This is a genomic window from Butyricimonas synergistica DSM 23225, from assembly GCF_000379665.1.
GTDB classification, from domain to species: domain Bacteria; phylum Bacteroidota; class Bacteroidia; order Bacteroidales; family Marinifilaceae; genus Butyricimonas; species Butyricimonas synergistica.
On record NZ_KB903371.1, the window covers coordinates 1 to 23561 of the forward strand.

The 23561-nt window shown below is 43.7% G+C and carries 18 protein-coding genes, 2 pseudogenes and 3 riboswitches; of the genes and pseudogenes, 7 read left to right on the plus strand and 13 right to left on the minus strand.

Annotated features, from left to right (window positions below; all coding sequences use genetic code 11):
* Together A3CY_RS0117155 and A3CY_RS0117160 are read left to right on the plus strand one after the other, a co-directional pair.
* On the plus strand, positions 1-931 hold a 931-nt coding region (locus A3CY_RS0117155), incomplete at its 5' end, for an ADP-ribosylglycohydrolase family protein (RefSeq protein WP_018339175.1).
* A gap of 183 nt (positions 932-1114) precedes the next feature.
* Entirely contained in the window at positions 1115-1702 is a 588-nt protein-coding gene (locus A3CY_RS0117160; protein ID WP_018339176.1) for a tyrosine-type recombinase/integrase, read from the plus strand.
* Positions 1703-1763: 61 nt separating this feature from the next.
* On the opposite strand, the gene A3CY_RS0117165 is transcribed toward A3CY_RS0117160, so the two are convergent.
* A complete protein-coding gene (locus A3CY_RS0117165; protein ID WP_026207808.1) occupies positions 1764-3548 on the minus strand; it encodes a recombinase family protein in 1785 nt (594 codons plus the stop codon).
* Between the two features lie 69 nt (positions 3549-3617).
* Here A3CY_RS0117165 and A3CY_RS21505 point away from each other — a divergent pair.
* Positions 3618-3836: pseudogene (locus A3CY_RS21505) on the plus strand (DMT family protein); the annotation flags it as partial.
* 30 nt (positions 3837-3866) lie between these two features.
* Here A3CY_RS21505 and A3CY_RS0117175 read toward each other — a convergent pair.
* Positions 3867-4964: a HigA family addiction module antitoxin gene (locus A3CY_RS0117175; RefSeq protein WP_018339179.1), complete on the minus strand. Its 1098-nt coding sequence runs from the start codon at positions 4962-4964 to the stop codon at positions 3867-3869.
* A 6-nt stretch (positions 4965-4970) separates the two neighbouring features.
* A complete protein-coding gene (locus A3CY_RS0117180; protein ID WP_018339180.1) occupies positions 4971-5291 on the minus strand; it encodes a type II toxin-antitoxin system RelE/ParE family toxin in 321 nt (106 codons plus the stop codon).
* A gap of 84 nt (positions 5292-5375) precedes the next feature.
* Between A3CY_RS0117180 and A3CY_RS21510 the strand changes: the two are divergent.
* A pseudogene (locus A3CY_RS21510) lies at positions 5376-5633 on the plus strand (DMT family protein); the annotation flags it as partial.
* A gap of 5 nt (positions 5634-5638) precedes the next feature.
* On the opposite strand, the gene A3CY_RS0117190 reads toward A3CY_RS21510, so the two are convergent.
* Together A3CY_RS0117190 and A3CY_RS0117195 are read right to left on the minus strand one after the other, a co-directional pair.
* Positions 5639-6457, minus strand: coding sequence for an ABC transporter ATP-binding protein (locus A3CY_RS0117190; RefSeq protein ID WP_018339182.1), 819 nt, complete (start codon positions 6455-6457; stop codon positions 5639-5641).
* Position 6458: 1 nt separating this feature from the next.
* Positions 6459-7475 carry a FecCD family ABC transporter permease gene (locus A3CY_RS0117195; protein WP_018339183.1) on the minus strand — a complete coding sequence of 339 codons (1017 nt, stop codon included), beginning with the start codon at positions 7473-7475 and terminating at the stop codon, positions 6459-6461.
* A 159-nt stretch (positions 7476-7634) separates the two neighbouring features.
* On the opposite strand from A3CY_RS0117195, the gene A3CY_RS0117200 reads away from it, so the two are divergent.
* Together A3CY_RS0117200 and A3CY_RS0117205 are read left to right on the plus strand one after the other, a co-directional pair.
* Complete coding sequence (locus A3CY_RS0117200) at positions 7635-9449, plus strand: TrkH family potassium uptake protein (protein ID WP_018339184.1); 1815 nt, start codon at positions 7635-7637, stop codon at positions 9447-9449.
* A gap of 25 nt (positions 9450-9474) precedes the next feature.
* Positions 9475-10143: a potassium channel family protein gene (locus A3CY_RS0117205; RefSeq protein WP_018339185.1), complete on the plus strand. Its 669-nt coding sequence runs from the start codon at positions 9475-9477 to the stop codon at positions 10141-10143.
* Here the strand turns inward: A3CY_RS0117205 and A3CY_RS0117210 are convergent.
* The 8 genes from A3CY_RS0117210 to A3CY_RS0117250 form a co-directional block, all read right to left on the minus strand.
* The gene (locus A3CY_RS0117210) at positions 10131-10964 is read right to left on the minus strand and encodes an ABC transporter substrate-binding protein (RefSeq protein ID WP_018339186.1); all 834 of its coding nucleotides are present in this window, start codon (positions 10962-10964) and stop codon (positions 10131-10133) included. The two genes, A3CY_RS0117205 and A3CY_RS0117210, sit on opposite strands and share 13 nt — an antisense overlap.
* 45 nt (positions 10965-11009) lie before the next feature.
* Positions 11010-11636 carry an anaerobic ribonucleoside-triphosphate reductase activating protein gene (locus A3CY_RS21515; RefSeq protein WP_018339187.1) on the minus strand — a complete coding sequence of 209 codons (627 nt, stop codon included), beginning with the start codon at positions 11634-11636 and terminating at the stop codon, positions 11010-11012.
* Positions 11627-13768 (minus strand): ribonucleoside triphosphate reductase, encoded by a 2142-nt coding sequence (locus A3CY_RS0117220; protein WP_018339188.1) that lies wholly within the window; start codon positions 13766-13768, stop codon positions 11627-11629. The genes A3CY_RS21515 and A3CY_RS0117220 overlap by 10 nt, the downstream gene beginning before the upstream one ends.
* Positions 13769-13865: 97 nt before the next feature.
* A riboswitch (cobalamin riboswitch) is annotated at positions 13866-14050 on the minus strand.
* 336 nt (positions 14051-14386) lie between these two features.
* Positions 14387-15349: a PKD domain-containing protein gene (locus tag A3CY_RS0117230; protein WP_018339189.1), complete on the minus strand. Its 963-nt coding sequence runs from the start codon at positions 15347-15349 to the stop codon at positions 14387-14389.
* 165 nt (positions 15350-15514) lie between these two features.
* Positions 15515-15722: riboswitch (cobalamin riboswitch) on the minus strand.
* A 182-nt stretch (positions 15723-15904) separates the two neighbouring features.
* The gene (locus tag A3CY_RS0117235; RefSeq protein ID WP_018339192.1) at positions 15905-16924 is read right to left on the minus strand and encodes a hypothetical protein; all 1020 of its coding nucleotides are present in this window, start codon (positions 16922-16924) and stop codon (positions 15905-15907) included.
* A 7-nt stretch (positions 16925-16931) separates the two neighbouring features.
* Positions 16932-18275 carry a DUF5074 domain-containing protein gene (locus tag A3CY_RS0117240; protein ID WP_018339193.1) on the minus strand — a complete coding sequence of 448 codons (1344 nt, stop codon included), beginning with the start codon at positions 18273-18275 and terminating at the stop codon, positions 16932-16934.
* 48 nt (positions 18276-18323) lie between these two features.
* Complete coding sequence (locus A3CY_RS0117245) at positions 18324-20345, minus strand: TonB-dependent receptor plug domain-containing protein (RefSeq protein WP_018339194.1); 2022 nt, start codon at positions 20343-20345, stop codon at positions 18324-18326.
* A 10-nt stretch (positions 20346-20355) separates the two neighbouring features.
* A complete protein-coding gene (locus tag A3CY_RS0117250; RefSeq protein ID WP_018339195.1) occupies positions 20356-21510 on the minus strand; it encodes a DUF5074 domain-containing protein in 1155 nt (384 codons plus the stop codon).
* 91 nt (positions 21511-21601) lie between these two features.
* Positions 21602-21814, minus strand: a riboswitch (cobalamin riboswitch).
* Between the two features lie 214 nt (positions 21815-22028).
* Here A3CY_RS0117250 and A3CY_RS0117255 point away from each other — a divergent pair.
* A complete protein-coding gene (locus A3CY_RS0117255; protein ID WP_240388178.1) occupies positions 22029-23561 on the plus strand; it encodes a lipopolysaccharide biosynthesis protein in 1533 nt (510 codons plus the stop codon).

Sequence of the window (23561 nt, forward strand, 5' to 3'; positions counted from 1 at the left end):
AAACAAAGATATATTATTAGGAACAGCTATAGGTGATGCTTTAGGATTGCCAGTTCAATTTTTAGATAGAGAAGTTATAGCAAAAAATCCAGTTACGACAATGGAGGGACTCGATCAGTTTAATATACCAGCAGGTACATGGTCTGATAATACTTCTTTATCCTTTTGTCTAGCAGAATCCCTCTGTAATGGTTATGACCTAAATGATATTATCAACAAGTTCACGAAATGGATGTATGAAGACTATTGGACACCAGCTAACGAAACATTTGATATAAACTATATAAATTATTTTGCCATTGTAAATTTAAGAAATAATGGATCTCCACATGTAACAGGGATAGACAATAAACGAGGTAACCGTGACGGATCACTCATGAGGATTCTTCCACTAGTACCTTATATCCTTAACATGGAGGAAGAAAATAGATTTAGGATAATAAAAGAAATTTCCTCGTTAACCTACAGGCACTCAGGAAGTATTTTAGCCTGTATCGCATTATGTGAATTTGCCATACAGTATATCAACCTCCAATTAGTAGAGGAAGCCTACCAAGCTATGCAGCAAACAATACTACAACTTCTGAAAAAGGAGATGTTTATTGAAGAAGATATTCCTTTTAAAAGGTTAGTAGGCTTATCTTATGAAGAATTTAAAGCTATTGAATTGAAGGATATTCATTCTACAGAATATGTTATAGATACACTAGAAGCCAGTTTATGGTGCATCTTCAATACTACTAACTATAAAGATGCTGTTTTAAAGGCTGTAAATTTAGGTGATGACACTGATACAGTTGGAGCGATTACAGGAGGATTAGCAGGGATTATATACGGTTATGATACTATTCCTTCTGAATGGTTGGAGGTATTAGCAAAAAAAGATGATATTATTGAATTAGCTGATAAACTGGATTCAATAATGAAATAACAGTTTTAATACAATCATACATATAGGGTTTACTTCAAGAGAGGTAAGCCCTTTTTATTTGTGGAATGTACACTTTCTATATTAGTGAACGTTTCTCTTATTATCAATCACTTACAATTTAGGGCTATTTTCTGGCTCTACAAAATATTCACTTACATATTTAATCTTATAAATTTGAACGTTATGAGTTTGAAGTATTCTAACACCACGGCAGACCGTCTGGATTGGGCTGATATGCTTAATCTAACTAGAAAACTAATACAGGACGGGAATTATAAAATCGCTTTGTTTATCACGCTAGGTTCTTTCTGGGGATTACGTGTGTATGACATGAAGCAACTCACTTGGTTGTTGATTCTGGATAAGGATGAAATCATCATCACGGAGCACAAAACGGAGAAGAAAAGGACTATTCCCATTTCTCCACAACTAAAGAAGTTCATCACGGATTGTTACAACCACATTAACCCCGTTTGCCTTAATTCTCCTGTCTTTCTAAGCCAGAAGAAAACCGTTTACTCCACCCAACAGCTAAACAGGATTCTAAAGCAGATAAAGACTAAGTACAGGGTAAACGTCAAAAATTTCTCCTGTCATAGTTTACGCAAGACTTTTGGGAGGCAGGTTTACAACCAGAATCCAGAGAATGCGGAAAGGGCTTTAGTTATGCTTATGGATATGTTTAACCATTCCTCTTTGGCTATCACAAGACGGTATATTGGATTGAGGCAGGAAGAGGTTGCGCAGACTTATGAATCTTTGTCATTCTAGTAAAAAGCCTATTCCTTCAATTTAGAGGGGATAGGCTTTAATTTTAATAGATATATTATATTTATTCTTCACGTTTCATTTTTAAGTTTTCATTATACTGTTTTCGATATGAATAGTCTATTCTTAATGATCTTAGTTCTGCAATTTCACTTTTTAGATATTCTTGAATAGTTATTTCTTTTGTTGTAACAGTAGTGTTTAGGGAGAAATTTTTTAGACTTGTATTTTTAGATGTTTCTTTATATTCTGTAATTAGAAGGGTATCTTTGTTTAGCGTATATTTATCTGGTAAGATAGAAACTAGAGGGCTTCTAGCAGTTTTTCTAACAGCAATGATGAACTCTAAACCACTTCTAAATTGAATGACATAAAAACCTTGCATCATAGTGACAGTGTAATAGGTAACAGAGGCAAGATGTTTGTGGAATAATTCTCCTTTTTCCTGAATATTAAGATTATCTAGTTTCTCTTTTTTTCTGGTGTCAATTAATCTTAGTTTATCAGCTTCTTTACTGAGTTTTGCATCAGTTAGTTTGTTCATTTCTTTTTTAAGAGCTTCAATTTTATTTTCTATTTCGATTTGTTTGTTTTGTACCGCAGTGCGTAATGTGGAAGAACGTGCTTCTAAATAGCTTTGTACTAATTCTTGATTTTCTGCTTCTAGGTTTGAACGAATTAACTCTTTATTTTTGATTTGTTTATTCAAACCGTCAATCTCTTCAATTAAGTTTTGTACTTTGTTATCAATTTGTCCTTTGAAAAAGTCAATATTTTCACTATAATTCATGTATTTGAATAAGCTATATATAATTTCATTGGTTAGATGATAAGAGATTTCATCCTTAAAATGGCAGGCAATAGGATTGTCTTCTGTTCCCACGTAACTACATCTGTATGTGAGTTTGGTGACAGCCTTTTCTGGTTTCTTGTCCTTTACAATCATGGAACGTCCACATCGACATTTGAAAATTCCTTTTAATGGGTTGTATAAATTTTTGCCAGTTGATTTATATTTATGATTTTCTTTTACCAAAAGATTTGCCCTGTCAAAATCTTCTGGTGTAATTATTGGTTTAATATTGACAGAAATGATGCTTGCTTCTTCTCTATCGAATTTTAATTTCCTTTCTCTAACTCCTTTGTAAATAGAATGTTTAATTAATCTACCTAATAACTGTCTGGTAACAAAGAACCCTCTAAATGTAATATTTCTATTATTGAAGTATCTTGCGACTTCTCCAAGTGAATATCCTGATAATATTAATTCATAGACTTTTTTTATGTGTTCAACTTCTTGTTCATTTTCTTCGAGAATTTTTTTAGGTCTACGTCCATTAGGATTATAGATTGCTTGGAAGCCAAAAGGTATATTACCATCAACCATAGCATAGGGGTTATTTGATAATATAGCTTGTTTGCCTTCTTGATTTTTTCTTTTTATTTCGATTCTTTCTTTTGCATTTTTGTCGGCACTAACAAGTAAGGTTATTAGTTCTATTAAATTCAGAGCTTGATTAGCTTTATAATATTTACTTGCATCGTCTAAAAATACCACGTCTAAGCCATGATATATAATATTTTGAATTGTATTGACTGTAATTAATGTTTCCTCCCTGCTCAATCGAGATAATTCTGAAATTACTAATATTTCTCCATCTTTATCTGTAAGAGATTGTAACTTAATATAGCCTTCTTGATCAGCTCTTGCCCCAGAAATTCCGTAATCTACAATTTCTTGAACAATTTCATAGTTGTTTCGATCGCAATACTCTTGAATTTTCATCCTTTGTCTTGCGACATCTTGCATTTTAGTTGAAACTCGAATATAAGTAATAGCTTTTTTCATAACTTTGTTCCTAAATAGATATCACAAAGATAATCAATATTTTCTGTCATGGGTTAATCCGAAATGTTATTTGAGTATTCATTTCAAATTCCAGCAAATCGTATTGGCTTCCACGGGAATGGAGGCCCATTCTCGTTGATGCAATTGAAAATAATTCAAGAAGTTATAACCTTAATTGTTTTTACAATCTTTACTGTCGTTTTTTTTAAAGGTGAATCATTACAGTGGAATCATTTTGCAGCTGGCGTTTGTTTGGTGCTTGCAGTATATTTTGTATTCTTGAAATGATTACAGGAAGAAAATTCTTTTCAATGCAAATCAATAATCAATCTTTCTTGAGATTCTTGATCTGATTTTATATTGAGAAGTTTCATAGCAATATCTACCAAGTACGACACTTGGATGTATACCTACTTTATTTGCGAATTCAATTAATTTTTTGTCAAAAATTGCATGATTAATGCAAATGTTTTCTCGTTTAAATTTTGACCATTCATCTTTAGGAATCAAAATATCTTTGGCAAAAACATTTGCTTCGTTTTCTTTTATAGAAACTTCATCTTCAATATTCAATTCTCCGTTATTACCCTCTGTATATAGATGATTATATACATGATAAATTTCATGGAAAATAGAAAATATGAAATTATCAATTGTGGCTTTTCTTAAAGTAACAGCAATAACAGGAATATTGTCACTCAAAAAAGAATATCCGTCAATTGGTGCTTGTTCTGGTTTTGAAAGAATGATAAATTTTATACCATATTTGTTGAGAATATTTAGGGTTTGGCTTTCTAAATTTTTTCCATTTAAATAAGCAGTTTTTAGATCTCTAACGAGTTCATCTTTTTTTGATAAATCAAATGGATTTTGCAAACAAATACCTTTAGCTTTATAGCGGACTAATTGGCACCAGCCTCCAATATTTACAGCATTATTACATAGTTTTTCTGACTTTTTGAAATATGCTTTTTGGGTTGCAACATAATGAAGTAAATCATTTATATCTCTACACTGATAAATATCCCATATTCTCTCAATATTTTTGCTAAGAGAATTAGTTAGTAAGCCTAATTTTTCAAAATATTTGACAGGAACATTTTCTTTAATAATTTTCCAAAGCTCGATATCTTTTATACGTTCGATGTTCTTTTGCTGAATAGAGGCTGAATCTAGATCATATTGATTTTGGAGATCCAACCAAAATTTAGCATCAATACCTAAACTAGCTTCTAATAATATAGCTGTATCTACTGTAATTGATCGTTTACCTTTTATGAGTTCATTTAATGCTGTTACTGGCATACCTATTTCTTTTGCAAAATCTTTTTGCTTTATTTCTCGTGCATCCAACTCATCTTTTAGAATCTCTCCTGGATGTGTTGCTTTGTACGGTAGAGTATTTTTTGTTGCCATAAAACATTATTTATAATGATTACTTAATTCTAATAGAGAGCAAATTATAACCTTATTAGGTTCTCTTTCTTCTTCATAGGAACGAAATTCTATCCTATACTGATTGTTTACTCGAACAGATTCAATATTTTTCTTATTTCCTTGAAGTTTTTCATAGTTCAAATTGTGGAGTTTATATAAAAACTCTGTATTAGGAGCATTTTTTAGAGTGTCAACGACTCTTTTATATCTATCAATAATAGAGGGTTGAAACCGATATTTCTTATTTTTCGCCTTACCCTCTTCATATAATTCTCTTAAATATTCATTTTCAAAAACAATCTCCATATTGTTTATAAATATACGACAAAGATATGAAATTGTTTCTAAATAATTCACTATTATAGTGAATTATTTTTTTGTGTTGTTATTTTGGTAATACTAAATAACATGGGTTATTTCGAAATGTTATTTGAGTACTGTGCGCAGGTGCCGGCTAATCGCTTGGGATTCATCGGTAACGGGGGACCTTTTTCTTTGATGCAATTGAAAGTTATTCAGGAAGTAATCACCTTGGTCATTTTTATTATTTTTTCTGTCCTTTTCTTCAAAGGGGTGACTTTCCAATGGAATCACCTGGCTGCTTGTATCTGTCTGGTACTTGCCGTGTACTTTGTTTTTATGAAATAAAGTTTTTACAGGTCAGGACTTTTTCTTAGGTGAAGGTGATGCTTCTCCGATACGGGGAACACGCATGGTTTGCCGGAGAGCGGGTTGCTTTGGGTTAGGACTAAAGTGTCATACACGCTTTCAATATTCTCGTAAGTAAGCACTTCTTCCGGGGTCCCGGCGGTGTGGATGCTTCCCTCTTTGAGCATGATTAACTGGTCGCTGAACTCGCTAGCGAGGTTGAGGTCATGGATAATCAGCAACACGGTAAGGTTCTTTTCCCGGTTTAGGAGTTGCACGAGGTTAAGAATCCTCATTTGGTGCGATATGTCAAGATGGGAAGTCGGTTCGTCAAGCAGGAGTATTTCCGTTTGTTGGGTAAGTGCCCGGGCGATGGCTGCCAGTTGTTGTTCGCCACCGCTAAGTTGGTTCATGAGTTTTTTCCGTTTCTCCCATATCCCTGTCAGTCGCATATTTTTCTCGGCAATGGCATAGTCCTCGCTGCTTTCGAAAAGTTGTAGCGGGGCATGGTATGGCAGGCGTCCCATGAGCACGTAATCTTCAATGGAAATGAAATCTGCTTCCACGGTTTGGTTGACAATGGCAATTTGCCTTGCCCTCGCCTTGTGCGTCATGCGGGTTGCGTCGTTGTCGTTTATGCGTATGGAGCCTTCTAGCACGGGCAACATCCCGGTGATGGCACGGAACAGGGTCGTTTTGCCCGCCCCGTTGGGACCGATAATAGACGTCAGCTTACCCCGTTGGACGTTGAACGAGATATCGTGTATTGTGAATTTGTGACCGTAGCCGCACCGGAGGTTTTTTATTTCTATCGCGTTTTCCATATCATGCTATCGTTTTTTCCGTTCGGGTATTACTCATGACAAGGATAAAAATGATGCCGCCGATGATGCCGGTAATAACCCCGATCGGAAGTTCATTGGGGGCAATAATCGTTCGGGCAAATATATCGGACAGGATCAGGAAAATGCCTCCCCCGATAAAGGAACTCGGTAGCAATATCCGGTAGTCGGAACCAATGATAAAGCGCATCAATTGTGGGATAATCAATCCCACGAAACCGATAACCCCGACGATGGAAACACAGATTCCTGTGAGCAGCGAACTGAGCAAAAATAGTATTTTGATTGCCCGGTTGGCATTAATCCCCAGTTGAATCGCCTTTTCCGCCCCTAGGCGCATGGCGTTCAAGGTTGGTGTGTAGAAAAATGCCAGACATAGAACGACGAGGCTGGTCGTGGAAATCAGGGTGATGAGAGCCGGGGCGGTTTCGTTCAGGGAACCCATGATCCAGAATACGATGCCGTGCAGATTCTCGCTTTTCGTGACGGACATGATGAGCAACATGAGCGAGGAGGAGATAAAACTAATCATCACTCCCGTCAGCAAAAGATTGTGGATGCGTACTTTGCCCCGCCGTATCCCGAGCGTGTAGACAAGAACGATCGTCACGAGTGCCCCGATGAATCCGGCAATAGGAAGTATCAGACTGCCGTATAGGGTATGCAATGACAGCACGATTGCCGCGGTGACCCCCACGGATGCTCCTCCCGATATTCCTAGGGTGTAGGGCTCCACGAGCGGGTTGCGGAATATTCCTTGCAAGATAACTCCCGACAGGCTTAAGGTCCCGCCGACAATGAATCCGAGTATGATGCGGGGGATTCTTAATTGGCGCAGGATATTTAAACGAACATCATCCGGATCGCCGTTCCAAAGCTGAAAAAGATCTTGTATGGAAAAACGAATCTCCCCGAAGCAAAGTCCGGCAATGATACTTCCTGCGAGCAACAGTAGCAAAAAAGCCAGAAAGACAATCCATTTGTAATATTTTCCTTGCATGGGAAATTTATTTGTTAAGATATAGCGGTTTCCGGTACAAAGATGCGAAATATTCATTAAACTTGAAAGTTATTCTTGTATTCGTCCAGTGGAACGAGTTTTTGGTGCTTTTCTGTAACTTCATGCGGGGATTGACGTTAAAAACTAAAAAAAGATGTTATGCTCTCGGTGGAATTTCAATATAGGGTAAGAAAGATTTACAAGTCGCTCAAGCACTTGGTGGAAGTGGTGAGCAACGTATTGTTGTTTTTGGCTTCATTTCTGGCGATCATTCTGGTGATTTATCGCTTCGGGTTTAGGATGCCCGACACGTATTCCCACGAGATATACTATACTTTCCGGGAGATCATGCATCTTTTCCTGGCGCTGGGTTTGCTTCGTTTCCTGTTTAATTTTAAGCTGTTGCGAGCGGAGAAAGGTTTCTGGATAGAGGTATTGGTGTTGCTTTTCCTGTTTGCCTTGACCTTATTCTCGAGGCATTTTGACAAGCCGGATTCCGGGGCGATCAGTCCGCTACTCTTTAAGGTGGAGCGGATATTGACTTACGGGGTGGTGTTGCTGTTAAGCATCATCCAGCTCTCGAAGCAAATATTCGTCGTCTTGCGAAGCCGGGTGAAAACGGAAGTCCTTTTTGCCGGAAGTTTCTTGTTCATTATCTTGTTAGGATCGGTATTGTTGAGGTTGCCCAATGCCACTTACGAGGGCATCAGTTTCACGGATGCGCTTTTCACGTCGACGAGTGCCGTATGTGTGACGGGGTTGACGGTTGTGGACACGGGCACCACGTTTACTTTGATGGGGCAAGTCGTCCTGTTATTCTTGATTCAGGTCGGGGGGATCGGGGTGATGACCTTCACGAGTTTTTTCGCCATGTCCTTTTTAAGCGGTACTTCTTTTCATGACCAGTTGATGATGAAAAATCTTCTGAACGAGGCTTCCTTGAGAGATATTTTCCGGACAGTCGTGTACATCGTGTTGACAACCTTTATTATCGAGGGCATCGGTGTGTATTTGGTATATTTGCAGGTACAGAATGTGGCGGACATCGGGAATAAAACGTTTTTCGCTTTGTTCCATGGTATCTCGGCATTCTGTAACGCGGGCTTCTCCACGTTGCCCGGCAATCTTTACGACCCGTTGATACGCCATCTGTATGGATTGCAGGTGATCCTGGCTTTCCTGATTATTTTCGGGGGTATCGGTTTCCCAATCTTGTTCAATTACGGGAGATTGCTGCATTACGGTATCCGGAACAGGGTGAAATGTATGCTGGGAATGGGGTACAAGGTTGTCCATGAACCCCGTATCGTGAGTACGACGACCCGCATCGTGTTACCCACGACGTTGGTATTGCTGGTCGTGGGGACGGGTTTATTCTGGATATTCGAAGACCACAACGCCTTGGAAGGAATGTCCGTGACGGGAAAGTTCGTGACTTCGTTCATGGGGGCGGTGACTCCCCGTACTGCGGGATTCAACAACGTGGATATGTCTATTCTGCACCCGTCCACCATTTTCCTGACCATGGTGTTGATGTGGATTGGTGCGGCGCCTATGTCCACGGGTGGCGGTATCAAGGTCACGACCTTCGTGATCGCGTTGAAAAATATCTGGGCGAACCTCACGGGTAACGACCGGGTGGTGGTAGCCCATCGGCAATTGACCCGGGAGAACGTGAACCGGGCACATTCGGTGATCGTGCTTTCCGTGCTCTGGATCATTTTAGGCACATTCGCTATTATTTTGTTAGAACCGACGGCAACCATCACGCAGGCTGCTTTTGAGATTATATCCGCGTTAGGTACGGTTGGATTGACGCTGAATCTGACCCCGACCATGAGTGTCGCCGGGAAACTTGTTGTTGTTTTCACGATGTTCGTCGGTCGTGTCGGTCTGTTGACCCTCTTGGCTTGTTTCATCCGTCGTCAGGAAGCAAAATTGTATACTTACCCGGACGACACGGTAATACTCTAATTTTAATTCTCAATTTTCAATTCTTATGAAGTGCATTGTATTTGGATTAGGAAATTTCGGGGTTGCGTTATCGCAGCGGTTGACGAAAAGGGGCAACGAGGTATTAGGCGTTGACTCGGATATCAGTAAGATAAATTTGTACAAGGAGGCGATCACGAACACGGTGGCATTGGATGTGAAGAATGCGCAGGCATTGCAGACCTTGCCTTTATTGGACGTGGATGTCGTGTTCGTCGTGTTCGGGAAGGATTTCGGGACATCGTTATTCGTGATAGCCTTGTTGAAACAATTTGGCGTGAAACGTATCGTTGCCCGTTCCATCTCGCCCGTGCACAAGGTGATCTTGCAATCCATGGGGATCACGGAAGTGATAAATCCCGAGTGGGAATATGCCGATTTCTTTGCCACGAAAGTAGAATTGGGAACTACTGTCGATTCTTACGTGGTGGATGAGGACCATTTAGTTATCGAGTGGGAAGTACATTCTACTTTCTTGGGGAGAAAATTGGAAAATGCCAAATTTGAGGAAGAGTTCGGCTTGAAATTGATTGCCTTAAAACGCTATGATCCTAAAGCCGGTAAAGCTTTAGTCGTGGATAATCCCCCTGCCGACCTCGTGTTCACGGAAAAGGATGTCCTCGTATTTTTCGGACAGCCGAAGAATTTCCGTAAACTCGGGGTTCAGATAGTATAGGGGGTAGGCGTTATTTCCTGCTTCATCAATTGAATCAACTCTTCCACCGTCTCCACGAACGTGACAGGCGTGGGGCTGCAAATATATTGATCCAACGGAAATATTTTATTATTCTTCACGGCATTGAGGCTTTTGATCTCTTTCCATTTGGTGATCTCGTTTTCGCCCACGATGCCCATGCCCACGACAAAAATGATGTCTGGGTTTTGGAGAAGAACGAATTCTTTGGATACCATGGCATTGTCAAGGTCTTGTGCGATGTTTACCCCTCCGGTTTGTTGGATATAGTCGTGCATGAACGAGCCGGGTAATGCCGAGAATAGCGGGTCACAACCGATCTCCATGAATACTTTGGGAGGATTGTTGAAATTGATTCCTTTTTTCAGGTTTTCGAGTCGTGCTTTGCATTCCTTCACGGTAGCTTCCGCCTTGTCAGCTTTGCCCGATATCTCACCCAGGGTGATGAATTGCTGGCATATCTCCTCGAAGTTTTTGGGTTGGTTCAGGCGTTTGGTTTTTATACCCATGCGCTCGAATCCCTCGAGTACTTTCGGGGGAGTCAATCCGCTGGCGAGCACGATGTCCGGTTGCAGTGCCACGATCTTTTCCATGTTCACGCTCACCGCGTCAGCCACGACCGGGATAGAATCCGTCGGTTCCGTGATGCAAAAGCGGGTACAGCCCACGATGTCTTCGTTTGCTCCCAAAAGGTACAGGTTTTGCGTGATGGAGGCGGCAAGCGATACGATACGTTTATGCTTTTGCGAGTATCCGGTGATTGCCGTGATAAGTAATATGAATAATAAAATGAACTTCTGCATGATCTTGATATATAAAATGAGGGTGTAAAAGTAATATTATTTAGTTTATTCGTGTATGTGTTTATCCAGAATATCCCCGTCCCGGAACTCTTGAATGACGTAGTGTGAACCCGAGAATTCTTTTTGTAAGCTTTGTATTTCTTCGGGGCTTTGCACTCGTGGGATAACCGTCGTCCGGAATTGGTATTCCAGTCCGGAGGTTTTGATAATCCGGATAGATTCTTGTATCTTTTCCAGCAACGAGGCAGTCATCGTGTAATTTACCTTTCGGTAACCGGGAAGCGAGAGGGAGGATTTGATATCCATAGCCACGGCATCTATCCACTGTCCGGCGATCAATTGTTGCAAAACCTCCGGGTTCGACCCGTTCGTGTCGAGTTTCACGGGTAACCCGAGGGCTTTTATTTTTTGGATAAACGGGAGCAGGTCTTCGTGCAACGTCGGTTCTCCCCCGGATATGACCACCCCGTCGAGCCAATCCCGCCGTTTGTTGAGGAAGCCGAATACGTCCTCTTCCTTCATGTCCTGTGTCTGCCGGAGTAATTCCGGCAGTACAAGAGATGGGTTGTGGCAGTACCCGCAACGGAAATTGCATCCTTTCGTGAATATCACTGCGGTAACTTTCCCTTCCCAGTCAATCAGGCTTTGTTTGACGAATCCTCCTATTCGCATAATACGCTTTCTTTTTTCTGGACGCTCTTGTCAAACAGTTTCCGATCATTGAACTCGGCTCGTTTCCCGTTGTTCCATTGGCTTACGGGACGCATGTAACCTACAATCCGGCTGTACACCTCGGAGGATGCCCCGCAATGCGGACATTTGAAATGTTCTCCCGCGATATAGCCATGCGAGGGGCATATGCTGAATGACGGCGAGAGCGTGATATAAGGCAATCGGAAAGTAGACGTCACCTTGCGAACCATGTTTTTCGCCGCTTGCGCGGAGGTCTGCTGCTCCCCGGTAAACACGTGGAAAACGGTTCCACCCGTGTACAGCGTTTGCAACTTGTCTTGTTGGTCAAGAGCCTCGTACAGGTCATCCGTGAAGTTCACGGGCAGATGCGTGGAATTGGTATAGTAAGGTTGTGCGCCTTGCTTGTATTGCTCGTGGTTCGCAACGATAATATCGGGATATTCGGCAGTGTCGAGCAGGGCGAAACGATAAGAAGTACTCTCTGCCGGGGTTGCTTCAAGATTGTATATATTTCCCGTTTCATCTTGGAATTGCGTCAATATATCCCGCATGAAGTGCATCACCTTTTGGGCGAACTCCATCCCGTCCGGGTGTGAAATGGGTACCCCGAGAAAATTCATGCAACACTCGTTCATGCCGTTGATGCCAATCGTGGAGAAGTGGTTTTTCCAGAAACAACCGTAGCGTTCCCTGATATAGCGTAAATAATATTTGGAATAAGGGTACAGTCCTTTCTCGGTATAACGTTCAATCACTTTGCGTTTGATTTCCAGGCTTTCCTTGCTGATCTCCATCAAATGGCGCAAGCGTTGGAAAAAATTCTCTTCCGACGCGGCTTCATATCCCAGCCGGGGCAGGTTGATGGTTACCACTCCCACGGAACCCGTCAGCGGGTTGGCGGCAAACAATCCTCCGCCTCGTTTCATTAACTCCCGTTTGTCCAGCCGGAGGCGGCAGCACATACTGCGCACGTCGTCCGGCTTCATGTCGGAATTCACGAAATTGGAGAAATAGGGAATGCCGTATTTTGCTGTCATCTCCCAGATGCCCTCGTAATCCGGGTTGTTCCATTCAAAGTCCGGGGTAATATTGTACGTCGGGATGGGGAACGAGAACAGGCTGCCGGAAGCATCGCCTTCGCTCATCACCTCGGCGAATGCTTTGTTGAGCATCGTCATTTCGGCTTGGAAATCCCCGTACACTTCTTCTTTCACTTCACCGCCGTGCACGATATGTTCGTCTTTCAGAAAATCGGGTACAGTCAAATCCATCGTGATATTGGTAAAAGGTGTTTGGAACCCGACCCGGGTCGGCACGTTCAGGTTGAATAGAAATTCCTGCAAGCATTGTTTCACTTGCTTGTAATTCAAATTGTCGTAGCGGATATAAGGAGCGAGGAACGTGTCGAAGTTCGAGAACGCTTGAGCCCCGGCGGCTTCGCCCTGCATGGTGTAGAAAAAGTTCACGATCTGCCCGAGAGCCGTGCGAAGGTGTTTTGCCGGGCTACTCTGTGCTTTTCCCTCTACCCCCCGGAATCCGACCGTCAGCAAGTCTTTCAGATCCCAGCCTACGCAATAAACACTCAGGAATCCCAAGTCGTGGATATGCAAAGCCCCGCTTTTATGCGCTTCCGAGATACGTTCCGGGTAGAGTTGGCTCAACCAATAATTGGAAGTGATTTGCGTCGCTATATGTTGATTCAGTCCTTGCAGCGAGTACGAGGAATTGGCGCTCTCTTTCACTCTCCAATCGCTCAATGACAGGTAATTATCCATGACTTCTATATTTGTCAGCAGCGTCTTCGAGTTGCGTATCTGCTCGTGTTGCTTGCGGTAGAGCAGGTATGTTTTCATCAATTGCAGGTCGCCGTGTTGGAACAGAACGAGTTCCACCGTGTCCTGGACTTGTTCCACGTGCGGAAGCTCCCGCTCTGGGGTGTTCGCTTCAAGGATTTGCACGACTTTATGACACAATTCCCGTGCTGTTTTACGATCGGGCTGTCCGATAGCTCTCGTTGCCTTGAAAATGGCTTGTTCAATCTTTTCCGGTTTGAAATCGCAAATTTCCCCGTTGCGTTTCACGATTCTTGAGAACGTGGTTGATGTTTCCATGATTAAAATTTTAATAATTAAAAAATACTTCGGGGAAAACACGAGAAAGGATCGTGTATGGCAGAGAATTGTCTTTTTCGCTTTTCACCCGAAAGCTCCAATTTATTTGCAATCGGCAGGTCTTCTGACTTACTCTCGCTTTTGAATCTCCTTCCCATCGACAGCGTGACAGTGGATTATTGATTCAAGCGTTGAATAGAGCTTACAGCTACGGGTATAGTGCGGGATTTTCACCTGCTTCCCTGTTCGTCACCGGAGTGAACCGAATGCATGGCAAATGTATGATAAAATAATTGTATTTCAATAGCAGTTTTCAAATAAAATAATTTCCTTGAAATGTATGTATTGTTAATGTGATGAATTATAATTTGTTGTAACAAAAATTGGATAACTTTTTGGATGGATGTGTTTTGTTGTCTTTTTGAATTCGGAAAATTTATAGCCAAATGTGAATAAATGAATTTTTGAATAGAGTTGATTATTTCGTCCGGTCTTTGGCTATGAATACTTTATAGGGTTACGAGATACTTGACAACGTAGTACGCTCCTTTTAAAAAGTAAAACCCGATTGCTTGGATTTGATTAGCAATCGGATTTTTTCAGAATGATAGTCTATGACTATTTTTTGTTGGGTTCTGCTGCTTGCAATAGACGGGGAATGGGTAGAGTGTTCCTCATCTCCTCATAGTCAATGGGGGACAGAGTCCATGCATCCCAAGAAAGGTCTTCCAAAGAACGATAGATCACGAAAAAGTTGGAATAGTCGAATTCTTCGGACTCCGGAACTACGTTGCCCTGTCCTAGCCAATAAGTGGGATAAGCTTTGTATAGCCCTCCTAACCAATAATCTTCCGGATCAACGGGTTTCAAATTATCAAAGTCTTGAGATGAAAGTTCATAGAAGCCGTCAACAAAGTTGTCTTGAGAGATTGTCAAGTTCCCGTTACTTACTTCAATTTTTCCGTCATTGTTTCCATCATAGCCAAAACCGATAATATAACTGCCCGATTGAGCAATATAGAGGCGGGGATCTTCTTTCGCGATCGCCCGCAACATATCGATACCTAGAGGTTCTGTCCCTTTTTCCCAGCGATATCCCCATGCGAGAAAGAAAACTTCGTCATCTGTAGGTTCCAGCATATTGGTACCGGTGATCCATTGAATTGCGAGAGCAGAGCGGTTTTCACCTTCCCCTGTCCAGTTTTTTATGTTGGCGAAACGGAATTGACCGTCAGATACGTTGATTGTCAATGTGTCGGCATCGGAACCCACGGAATTGGTTGCCGTGAGGATGATCCGGTATTCTCCGAAATCTTCGGGAGTGAATTTATAAATAGTGTCGGTGGAAACTTGTTCCCCTTCGAGTGTCCAAAGAAGGGCAACGTCCGTGGGATCAAGCAGCCTTGCTTTCAATTCGACGGTTTCTTTCGGAAGGCAAGTAGTGATTCCGCTCACGTTAATGATGGAAACTTCCGGTAGGGTAGGAATGTGAGGGGGCTCTTGCTCCTTGTCATCACTACATGCGCTAAATAACGAGGTCATCAATCCCCACACGATAAAAAAGAAATACAACTTCTTCATAATTGTTTAATTTTGAATTAATTTTATATATTAAAAAACGCAATAATTAATTCATATCCATGTATCCCACGTGGACACAAACATTTCTGTTTGCCGGAAAAGATGATCGTCAAATATCGATATGTAAACGGTACTGGCGTTTATGTTCTCCTTCCCCTTGAACATGAAACATATTAGCATATGGCAGGTCTTCTGACTTGTTTCCTTCTCCGGGCTTCCTTCCCGTCCCTCGTGCGAGGGACAGTGGATAAAGTATGTCCGGGAAGTATCGTGAAACTTACAGCAGGGGATTCTGTTCAGGACTTACACCTGATTCCCTTTTCATCCCGAAACGCGATTCGCGAAGCGGGACACCACTTGCTTCCATTATTCTTGGCAAAAGTAAAGAAATGATGTTAAATAGTCAAATATTTTTATTATATTTTGCATCCATGGGAAAGACGTTTTAGCCTATTCTTGGAATATATTAATGATGTGAAAGTAAAAAGCTCCCGGGCATCCCGGGAGCTCAAGTATAAAATTATTTTTAGTTAAGCGTTTTGGAATATACTATTGTTATTTGATTGTTGCCGTTTCCAACAAACGGGGTAGGGGCAGGATATTCTGCTCTGCATCATTGATCGGGGAGAACGTCCAGGCGTCCCAGCTCTCGTCTTCCAGTTCACGGTTGTTGGCGTAAAAATTGGAGTACTCGTATTCTTCCGATTCCAGTACCGCTTCCCCGTATCCCAGCCAGTAGGAAGCGTACGCCACGTGCCAGCCGCCAATCCAGTAATCATCCTCGGTGAGCAGCTTGAAGTCGTCGATGTTATCGTCCTCTCCTTGTACGTATATGCCCTCCTTGAAATCTTTTTCCGTCAACGTGATTCCCTGGTATGTCTTGCCCCCGTATTCAAAGTCCTCGCTTTTAATTTTGATTTTCCTGTCACCGTTGCCGTCATAGCCGAATCCTTTGATGGTAAACCCGAGGGCATCGCTGGAAACAATAACGAATAGGCGGGGATCTTTTTTGGCGATAGCCTTGATCAGGTCAAATCCCGTGGGGGTATCCTCTCTTTTCTCCGGTTTCTTCCATTTATACCCCCATGCCCGGAAGAATATCTCTCCGTCCTCGGGGTGTAACAAATCCTTCACGTCTTGGGACACCCATTGTATCGCCAGCACCGAGCGGCACTCGCCTTCTCCCGTCCAGTTTGTGACGTCCGAAATTTTGAAGCCGTCCATCACCGTGATATTCACGCTGTCCGATGCTTCCCCGAGTACGTTGGAAGCCGTCACTTTGACCTTGAACGCACCTTCCTTGGCAGACGAGAACTCGTATATCGTGTCCTTTGACATTTCTTTCCCGTCCACGAACCATTGGAGTGCGGCTTCCGTCGTGTTGATAATGTTCGCTCTTAACCTCACCTTCCTTTCCGGGAGAATAGCACTTTTCAGGCTTAGATTCTGTACGGAAACTTCCGGGGGAGTCAGAGGTTTGTCGTCACCTCCGCCTCCGCCATTGTCATCGCTACAAGAACTCCACATTCCCGTGAAGATCAATATAGCTAGTGCATAAAGTAAATTCTTTTTCATTACCGTTTTATTCAAAATTGTACGTGAAGAATATTCCGGCGGGGAAACGGGTATAGTCGTTATATGCAGCACTGATTTCGGGTTCTTCTCCACTAAAATCAAATGCCGTGATTTGATTTATCAAATAATTATTTCCCCAACCTTTTAATGTGTTCATGAAAACTTTTCCTGTTTTAGGGTTAACGGCAACGGTGTTGTAGACCTGTCCGACGTTCTCAACCATTGTTTTGGCATCTACCATGAAATCAGTTTGATTTTCACCGAAAATGTGACGATAGATTTTTGATGAGGTGCTATTTATATACAAGGTATCTCCTTTGGCTGTAATATTAGGAGTAGCTGGGCGAGCGAAAGTATTGGGTTTTAATTCATTTGCCGCATCTCCTGTTAATGTGTTAGCTTTTAGAATTTCACAGGTATTGGCATCCACTTTTGAGATTTTACCGGATGCGTCTGAAACCCAAAGATTATTATCTGAAGATTTAATTACTCCGGAAACATTACCCTCAAACGTAATTGTTTTGGCAATTTGGTCTTTTCCTTCTTCGAAGACAAGGACAGTATTGTTTCGGGTGGCAAATACTTTGTTGTTTACAACAGGCATTGTGTTGTTACGTGCTCCTGAGGTGCCTTCAACGAGTAATACTTCTCCTGTTGAAGGATGAAATATTTTGATACCTTGACCATCACGAATATATATATTATCCTCGTCTAATACCGCAATATGAGTAGGGGAACTTACTTTACCCTCTAATTCTTCTTGGAATTTGCGTTCTCTTTTTAAGGTTTCTGCATTGAGAATAGTTACAAAACCACCATCATACCCTCCGGATTGAGAAACAATATACATTTTATTGTCTTTGATAAATAAGTCTTGGGTTAAGGCTCCTAATTCTCCTCCATTTTCAAATTGATAAACATTATTGGTTATTTCTCCTTTTGAATCAATGAAAATTAAACTTCCGGGCGATCTACTTCCTTCGTTAAGAATGAAAGTCCCGTACTTGTATTTCCCGTGAACCTCGATCATGGTTGTGGTAAATGCCTTCCCGTCTGCATTGGATACGGCAAGCATCACGTTATATTTTCCAAGTTCTTCAGCCTTGAACGTGTAGATAGAATCTGTCGATACTTTTTCCCCATTTACCAACCAAGCCAAACTCGTTTCTATCGGGCTATCGACCTTAGCTTTCAAAACAATAGATTCTGTCGGGAGCATCGAAAAACTACCATTTGCGCTTTCGATAGTTACTGTCGGCGGCGTCGGAATATATTTATCATCATCACTACAAGAACTCACTAATCCTGTCAACACTCCTAAAAACAATAATACTAAATAAAACTTCTTCATAATTCTAACCTTCTCTGTTTACTGTAAAATAATATATTAATAGATACTCTAAAATTCCCACATCAGCGACACGAGGCAATTCCGTAACGGCATCGGGTAATACTGTGTCGATTCGTAATACGTGTCCAGCAGGTTGTCCACCCGAACTTGCGGGGTCAGGCTCATCCCGTTGCGGAACTCGTACCGGTAACCCGCGAGGATATTGTGCACCGAGTAAGGGTCGGTAGCGTATTCCTGGTCGGTGGTGATAAAGCGGCGTCCGATATAGGTCACCTGCCACGAGAAAAAAGCTCCCCGGTAATCGGCTGCAACCCTCACGTTCCATTTGAAGCGGGGCACGTAAGGAATCTGCTTCATGTACGAGCCGTCGTCCTCGTGTTGTTTCTTGCGGGTACGGGATTGCGACCAGCTGTAATTGCCCGATGCGTTTACCCTCAAATCCCCGATCTCGTAGGTCAGCTTCCCGTACAATTCCACCCCTTCTGAACGCACGTTGCGGTGGTTCTGCGGTGTCCATATCCATTGGTTCCCGTCCTTGGGCAACCATAGTATCCAATTGTCGATATACATCAGGTAGCCCGACACCTCCGCGTCCAGCGAGAGTCCCTGGCACAGGTGCTTCCGGTAAGCCACGGAAGCGTCGTACGAGTACCCGTCTTCCGGCTTCACGTCCGGGTTGCCTCCCGGTCGCCAGTAGAGGTCGTTCATGCTCGGGAACCGGTAGTTGTAAGCCATGCTTCCCTTTACCTGCAATTCCCGTTCCAACAGGTTGAACACCACGCCAGCCGACCACGTGGATACGCCCCGGTTGTCGTTCTGTTCGAACATATACTGCCCGTTCAGCATTATCCACTCTACCGGGGTCCACAATGCCGACGCCTGCCACGAGAGCACGTTACGGTGGTGGTGGAAGGGCGGTTCCACCTCCGGGATGTCATAATCCACGTCGCCCAGCGTGTACTTCGACGAGTCGATGTCGATGTAGCTGCTCACCCGTATCAAGTCGTGCGAGTAAGTCAGGCTTGTGCCCAGCACGAGGTTTTCCCGCGGGGTAAACGTGTAATCGGCGATACCTTGCCACGTCTGCGACTGGTTCTTGTTACCCTCCGGGTCGAACATTCCCCCGGCGTACCATTTGTCGTACTTCTGCCGGTAATAGAGCCACGCCGCCTTCACGTGCAGGGCGTGTATGCCGCGGGTGAAATCCACGCCCGCGTATGCCCGGAAATTGGTTTCCCGTTGCTTCTCGTGCGATTGGTTGACAATCCCGAGAGCGGGAGGCAACATCCGTTCGCCTTCCTGAAACCACGCCACTGCCGTCAGCCGGGTGTAAGGGGATAACCGGAAGTAGCCTTCCTGCATTGCCGCCCATTGCGTGTAGTCAGCGTCTTGCCGTTTCTCGCGGAAAGGCTCGTTGGTCAATATCTTGTTCAGGTAAGTGTAATTATTGTCCGAGTGCTGGTAGTATAGGCGGGTTTTAAAAGTCGATTTTTCTCCGCCCGAGTTCACTTGCGCTCCCGCCGTGTACGTGCCGTACGAGCCGTATTCGCCCAAGGCTTTCCCGCTCACGCCCTTGCGTCCGTCCGGGTCGGTGAAGAGGTTGACGCTTCCCCCGATGGCTCCCGTCCCGTTCTTCACGTGGCTGCTCCCGTAGTACAGGTTCACGTTGTCCGTGAAGAACACCGGGATTTGCGAGAAATCGAAAGTCCCCGACATGGGCGGCGTGATATTGATGCCGTTCCAGTTCACCCGAGTCTGCGAGGGACTGGCTCCCCGGAAGGAGGCAGTCGACAGGGCGCCCATTCCCAGGCTTTTGATGTAAATCGCCGTGTAGTCCGTCAGTAACTCCGCCAGCGAGCGAGTTTTATTTGCCTGCATGATTTCCGGGTCTATCCGGCTCACCTTTGCCCCGGCGTTCGCCTCGTTGGCGTGCCGGATACGTTGGCTGACCACCTGCACCGTGTCGAGCGTCCCGCGCATCGTCACCGAATCCCTTCGTTGTGCCTCTGCCTGCATCCCGCTTCCCAGCGTGAAACAGATACATAATCCTATCGTTATTCTTTTAAGCATAATCTTTCTTTTAGCGTTGACTTCCGGGGAAATAGACCTGACCGGGATAAACTCCCACCTTGTGGCTGACCTTCGAGCCGTCCTTCAAGTAGTGGCGGATGTATCCTCTTTGTGCCGTGTAATCCAGGCAGTCGCACAAGTAGACGTCCCCCTCCGGGCTAACCGCGAATCCGTACATCATGCCCACCTCCGGCAGGTCGTAATAATGCTCGAACTCGCCGTTATCCACGTTCATGCGGTACACGCTTTGTTGTTCTTTCTCGCCCTTGTCGTTCGCTTCAGCCGAACGGGTTTTCACGTTGAAATATATCCATGTCCCCGTGGGATCGATGTCCGTGCGGTTGTAATTGATATAGCCGATGATCTCGCCCGGTGTTTGTGAATTGGGGTCGCCGATGGGCAAGGTGTGTGATTCGACCACTTTCTCCCGCTTGGGGTCTACGCGTTTCAGCGTGATGCCCGTGACCACCCCGCTTCTTTTCTGGTACATCAGCCCCCAGATCATTCCTTCCTTGTCGATCAACATTTGGCACGTTTTCGTGTATTCTTCGTTATATACCTCTTTGATGACCCGGGCGTAATCCTTCTTGATGTTGTCGGCGTCGAACACGTACAGACCTCCCTGCGTCATGCCGAACACTTTATTTTCCGCCACGACCAAGTATTCCACCCACCGGGGGATGGAAATGTATTCCAGCGGCTTCCCGTAAGGCGGCACGGTTCGGACGCGTACCAGTTGGCGGTTCAAGTCCGATACGACTGCTTCCGTGGGGGAGATGGGCACGATCTGCCGCGGGTAGCCCGCCTGCGTGTAGAGTATTGTCCCCTCGGACTTGAAGGTCACGGGGTTGATGATCTCGATCTTTTTCGAGTTGTTCATCGCCACGAAATACTTCCCGTTAATCATCGTGATGGATTGTGCCACGTCGCCCATCGGGCGATGGTTCACGTCTTGGAAGGCATCCACTACCACCTTGCCGTCCTTGTATATCACCGAGATAGCCCCGGCATTCGTGTTAATCAACCCCTCGTTCAGCACGAGAGCCTCGATATCCCCGTTGCCCAACACTCCGTCGGGGTAAGGCATCCCCGGTTTGTCGCATGACGACAATACCGTACCTATGCATAAAATAATCAGAAAACAAAACCACTTTTTCGCGAACATAATCTCCCTTTTAAGCAGGAAAAGGCTTGACGTATCCGGTCGACAATTGTTAAGCTATCGGCGTTCACGTTCTTCCTTCCCCTTGAACGTTAAACAATGTGATCGTATGGCAGGTCTTCTGACTTGTTTCTTTCCCGGCGTCCTTCCCATCCCCGATATACGGGACAGTGGATCACGAGTGCCGGAGAAATTGTTATGAAACTTACAGCAGTGGATCTGTTCAGGATTTTCACCTGATTCCCTATTAATCCCTGGTAAGGTTGTAGAAATATCTTACCCGGGAACCATAGCACCGCGAAAGTAATACCTATTTTTTTATATTACTAATGAATGGTGGAAAAGATTTTCCCGTGAAAAAGACATTTTTTGTCTTTATTTGTATATATCAGATAATTCATTATGTTTGTATTCTTATTATTCTACTATGCAACTTTGTGTCGATTGTCTGCTATAGAGATTGTAAGGCGGTTAAATACTGATGTTTGTATTTTTTTAGTATGATCTTGAATTGAAACATGATGAAGCGGGAGATTGCGATCGGTAAAACTAAAACGGAACAAGCGTTGTGGTTGGTGCTTGCTAATGCGTTGTCGTTATGTATGGCATTGATAATATCCGCTATTCTTAGCCGGTACATGACAACTGTCGAGTACGGAACTTATCGACAGGTGATTTATATTTACTCGACCTTGTTGATCATTTTTTCCTTTGGACTTCCTAACGCGTACTCTTATTTTCTTGCACGAGTTCCTATCGAAGAAGGGCAGGCGGTGATTCGCAAATTGAACCTGTTGTTCTGGGGACTTTCTGTTGTTTTCTCGCTTTTGTTGTTCACGGGGGCGGCTCGAATAGCCGAATTGCTGGCAAACCCGTTATTAACTGTCAATTTGAAATATTTTGCCGTAACTCCCATGCTATTGATGCCGGTATTGGGTGTCGAGCGTGTTTTGACCGTGTACGGGATGACACGTGTCGTGCTGGTGTACGTCTTGCTAGGTCGTGTGTTCTGTATACTTTTTTCCGTGTTGCCGGAGATTATTTTCGATGCCGGGGTTACCGGGGTCGTCACCGGGCTGGTGGTTGCTTCTTTGGGTTCGAGTCTTGTCGGTTTTCGACTTTTGTCGTTGCCGTTTAAGAATGTTACACCCGGGAAAACGGAGATAACAATTCGGGATATATTGCGATTTTCGATGCCGGTATTTACTTCAAGCTTGTACGGATTTATTATCGGGTCCGCGAGCCAATTTTTCGTGAGCCGTTACCTGGGAGTTGAAAATTTTGCCATGTTCGCGAACGGCTACAAGGAACTTCCTGTTGCCGGAATGGTGATTGGCGCCATATCCGGTATTTTATTGCCCGAGTTTTCCCGGATGACCCAAAACGGGGCTGGTAACAAGGAATATATAACTCTCTGGAAAAGCGTGATATTCAAGTCCGCGTCAATAATATACCCCTTTGCCGTGTTTTGTTGCGTTTTTGCCCCGGAAATAATGGGAACCTTATACGGGAGCGTTTATCGTGAAGCGGCAGATTTGTTCAGGATTGTTACTATAATAAATTTGGCGCGGATCGTGCCGTACGGACCGTTGATGTTTGCTTTAGGCAAAGGCAAGGTATTCGCGAACGCCCATATGGTCACGGCAATCTCCTTGCTTGCGCTTGATTTGTCGTGTGTTTATTTTTTCCCGTCTTTATTGGCGATCGCAGTAATCACCACGGCAACCACCTTTTTTTGTCTCATGGCTCTAATGATAAGTACAGCGCGTATTTTGAACACGAGCCTGTTGGGGCTGCTACCCTGGAAATCGATGCTCAAAATCCTGTTGGCATCCGCCTTCTCGTGCTTTTTGGGAAGCTTGGCGGTAAGTCGTGTCGGAATCACTCGCGACTTCCCCGTTCTTGTCATGGGATTTTTAGTATCAGTCGGCATCTATTTGCCCGTTTCCCGGGCTCTGGGCATTAATTACACGGTATTATTGAAACCGTTGGTGGCTTTCCAGAAAATGAATAAGATATTTTTTTGTCGTAAATGTAATTGCACGAATCAATAA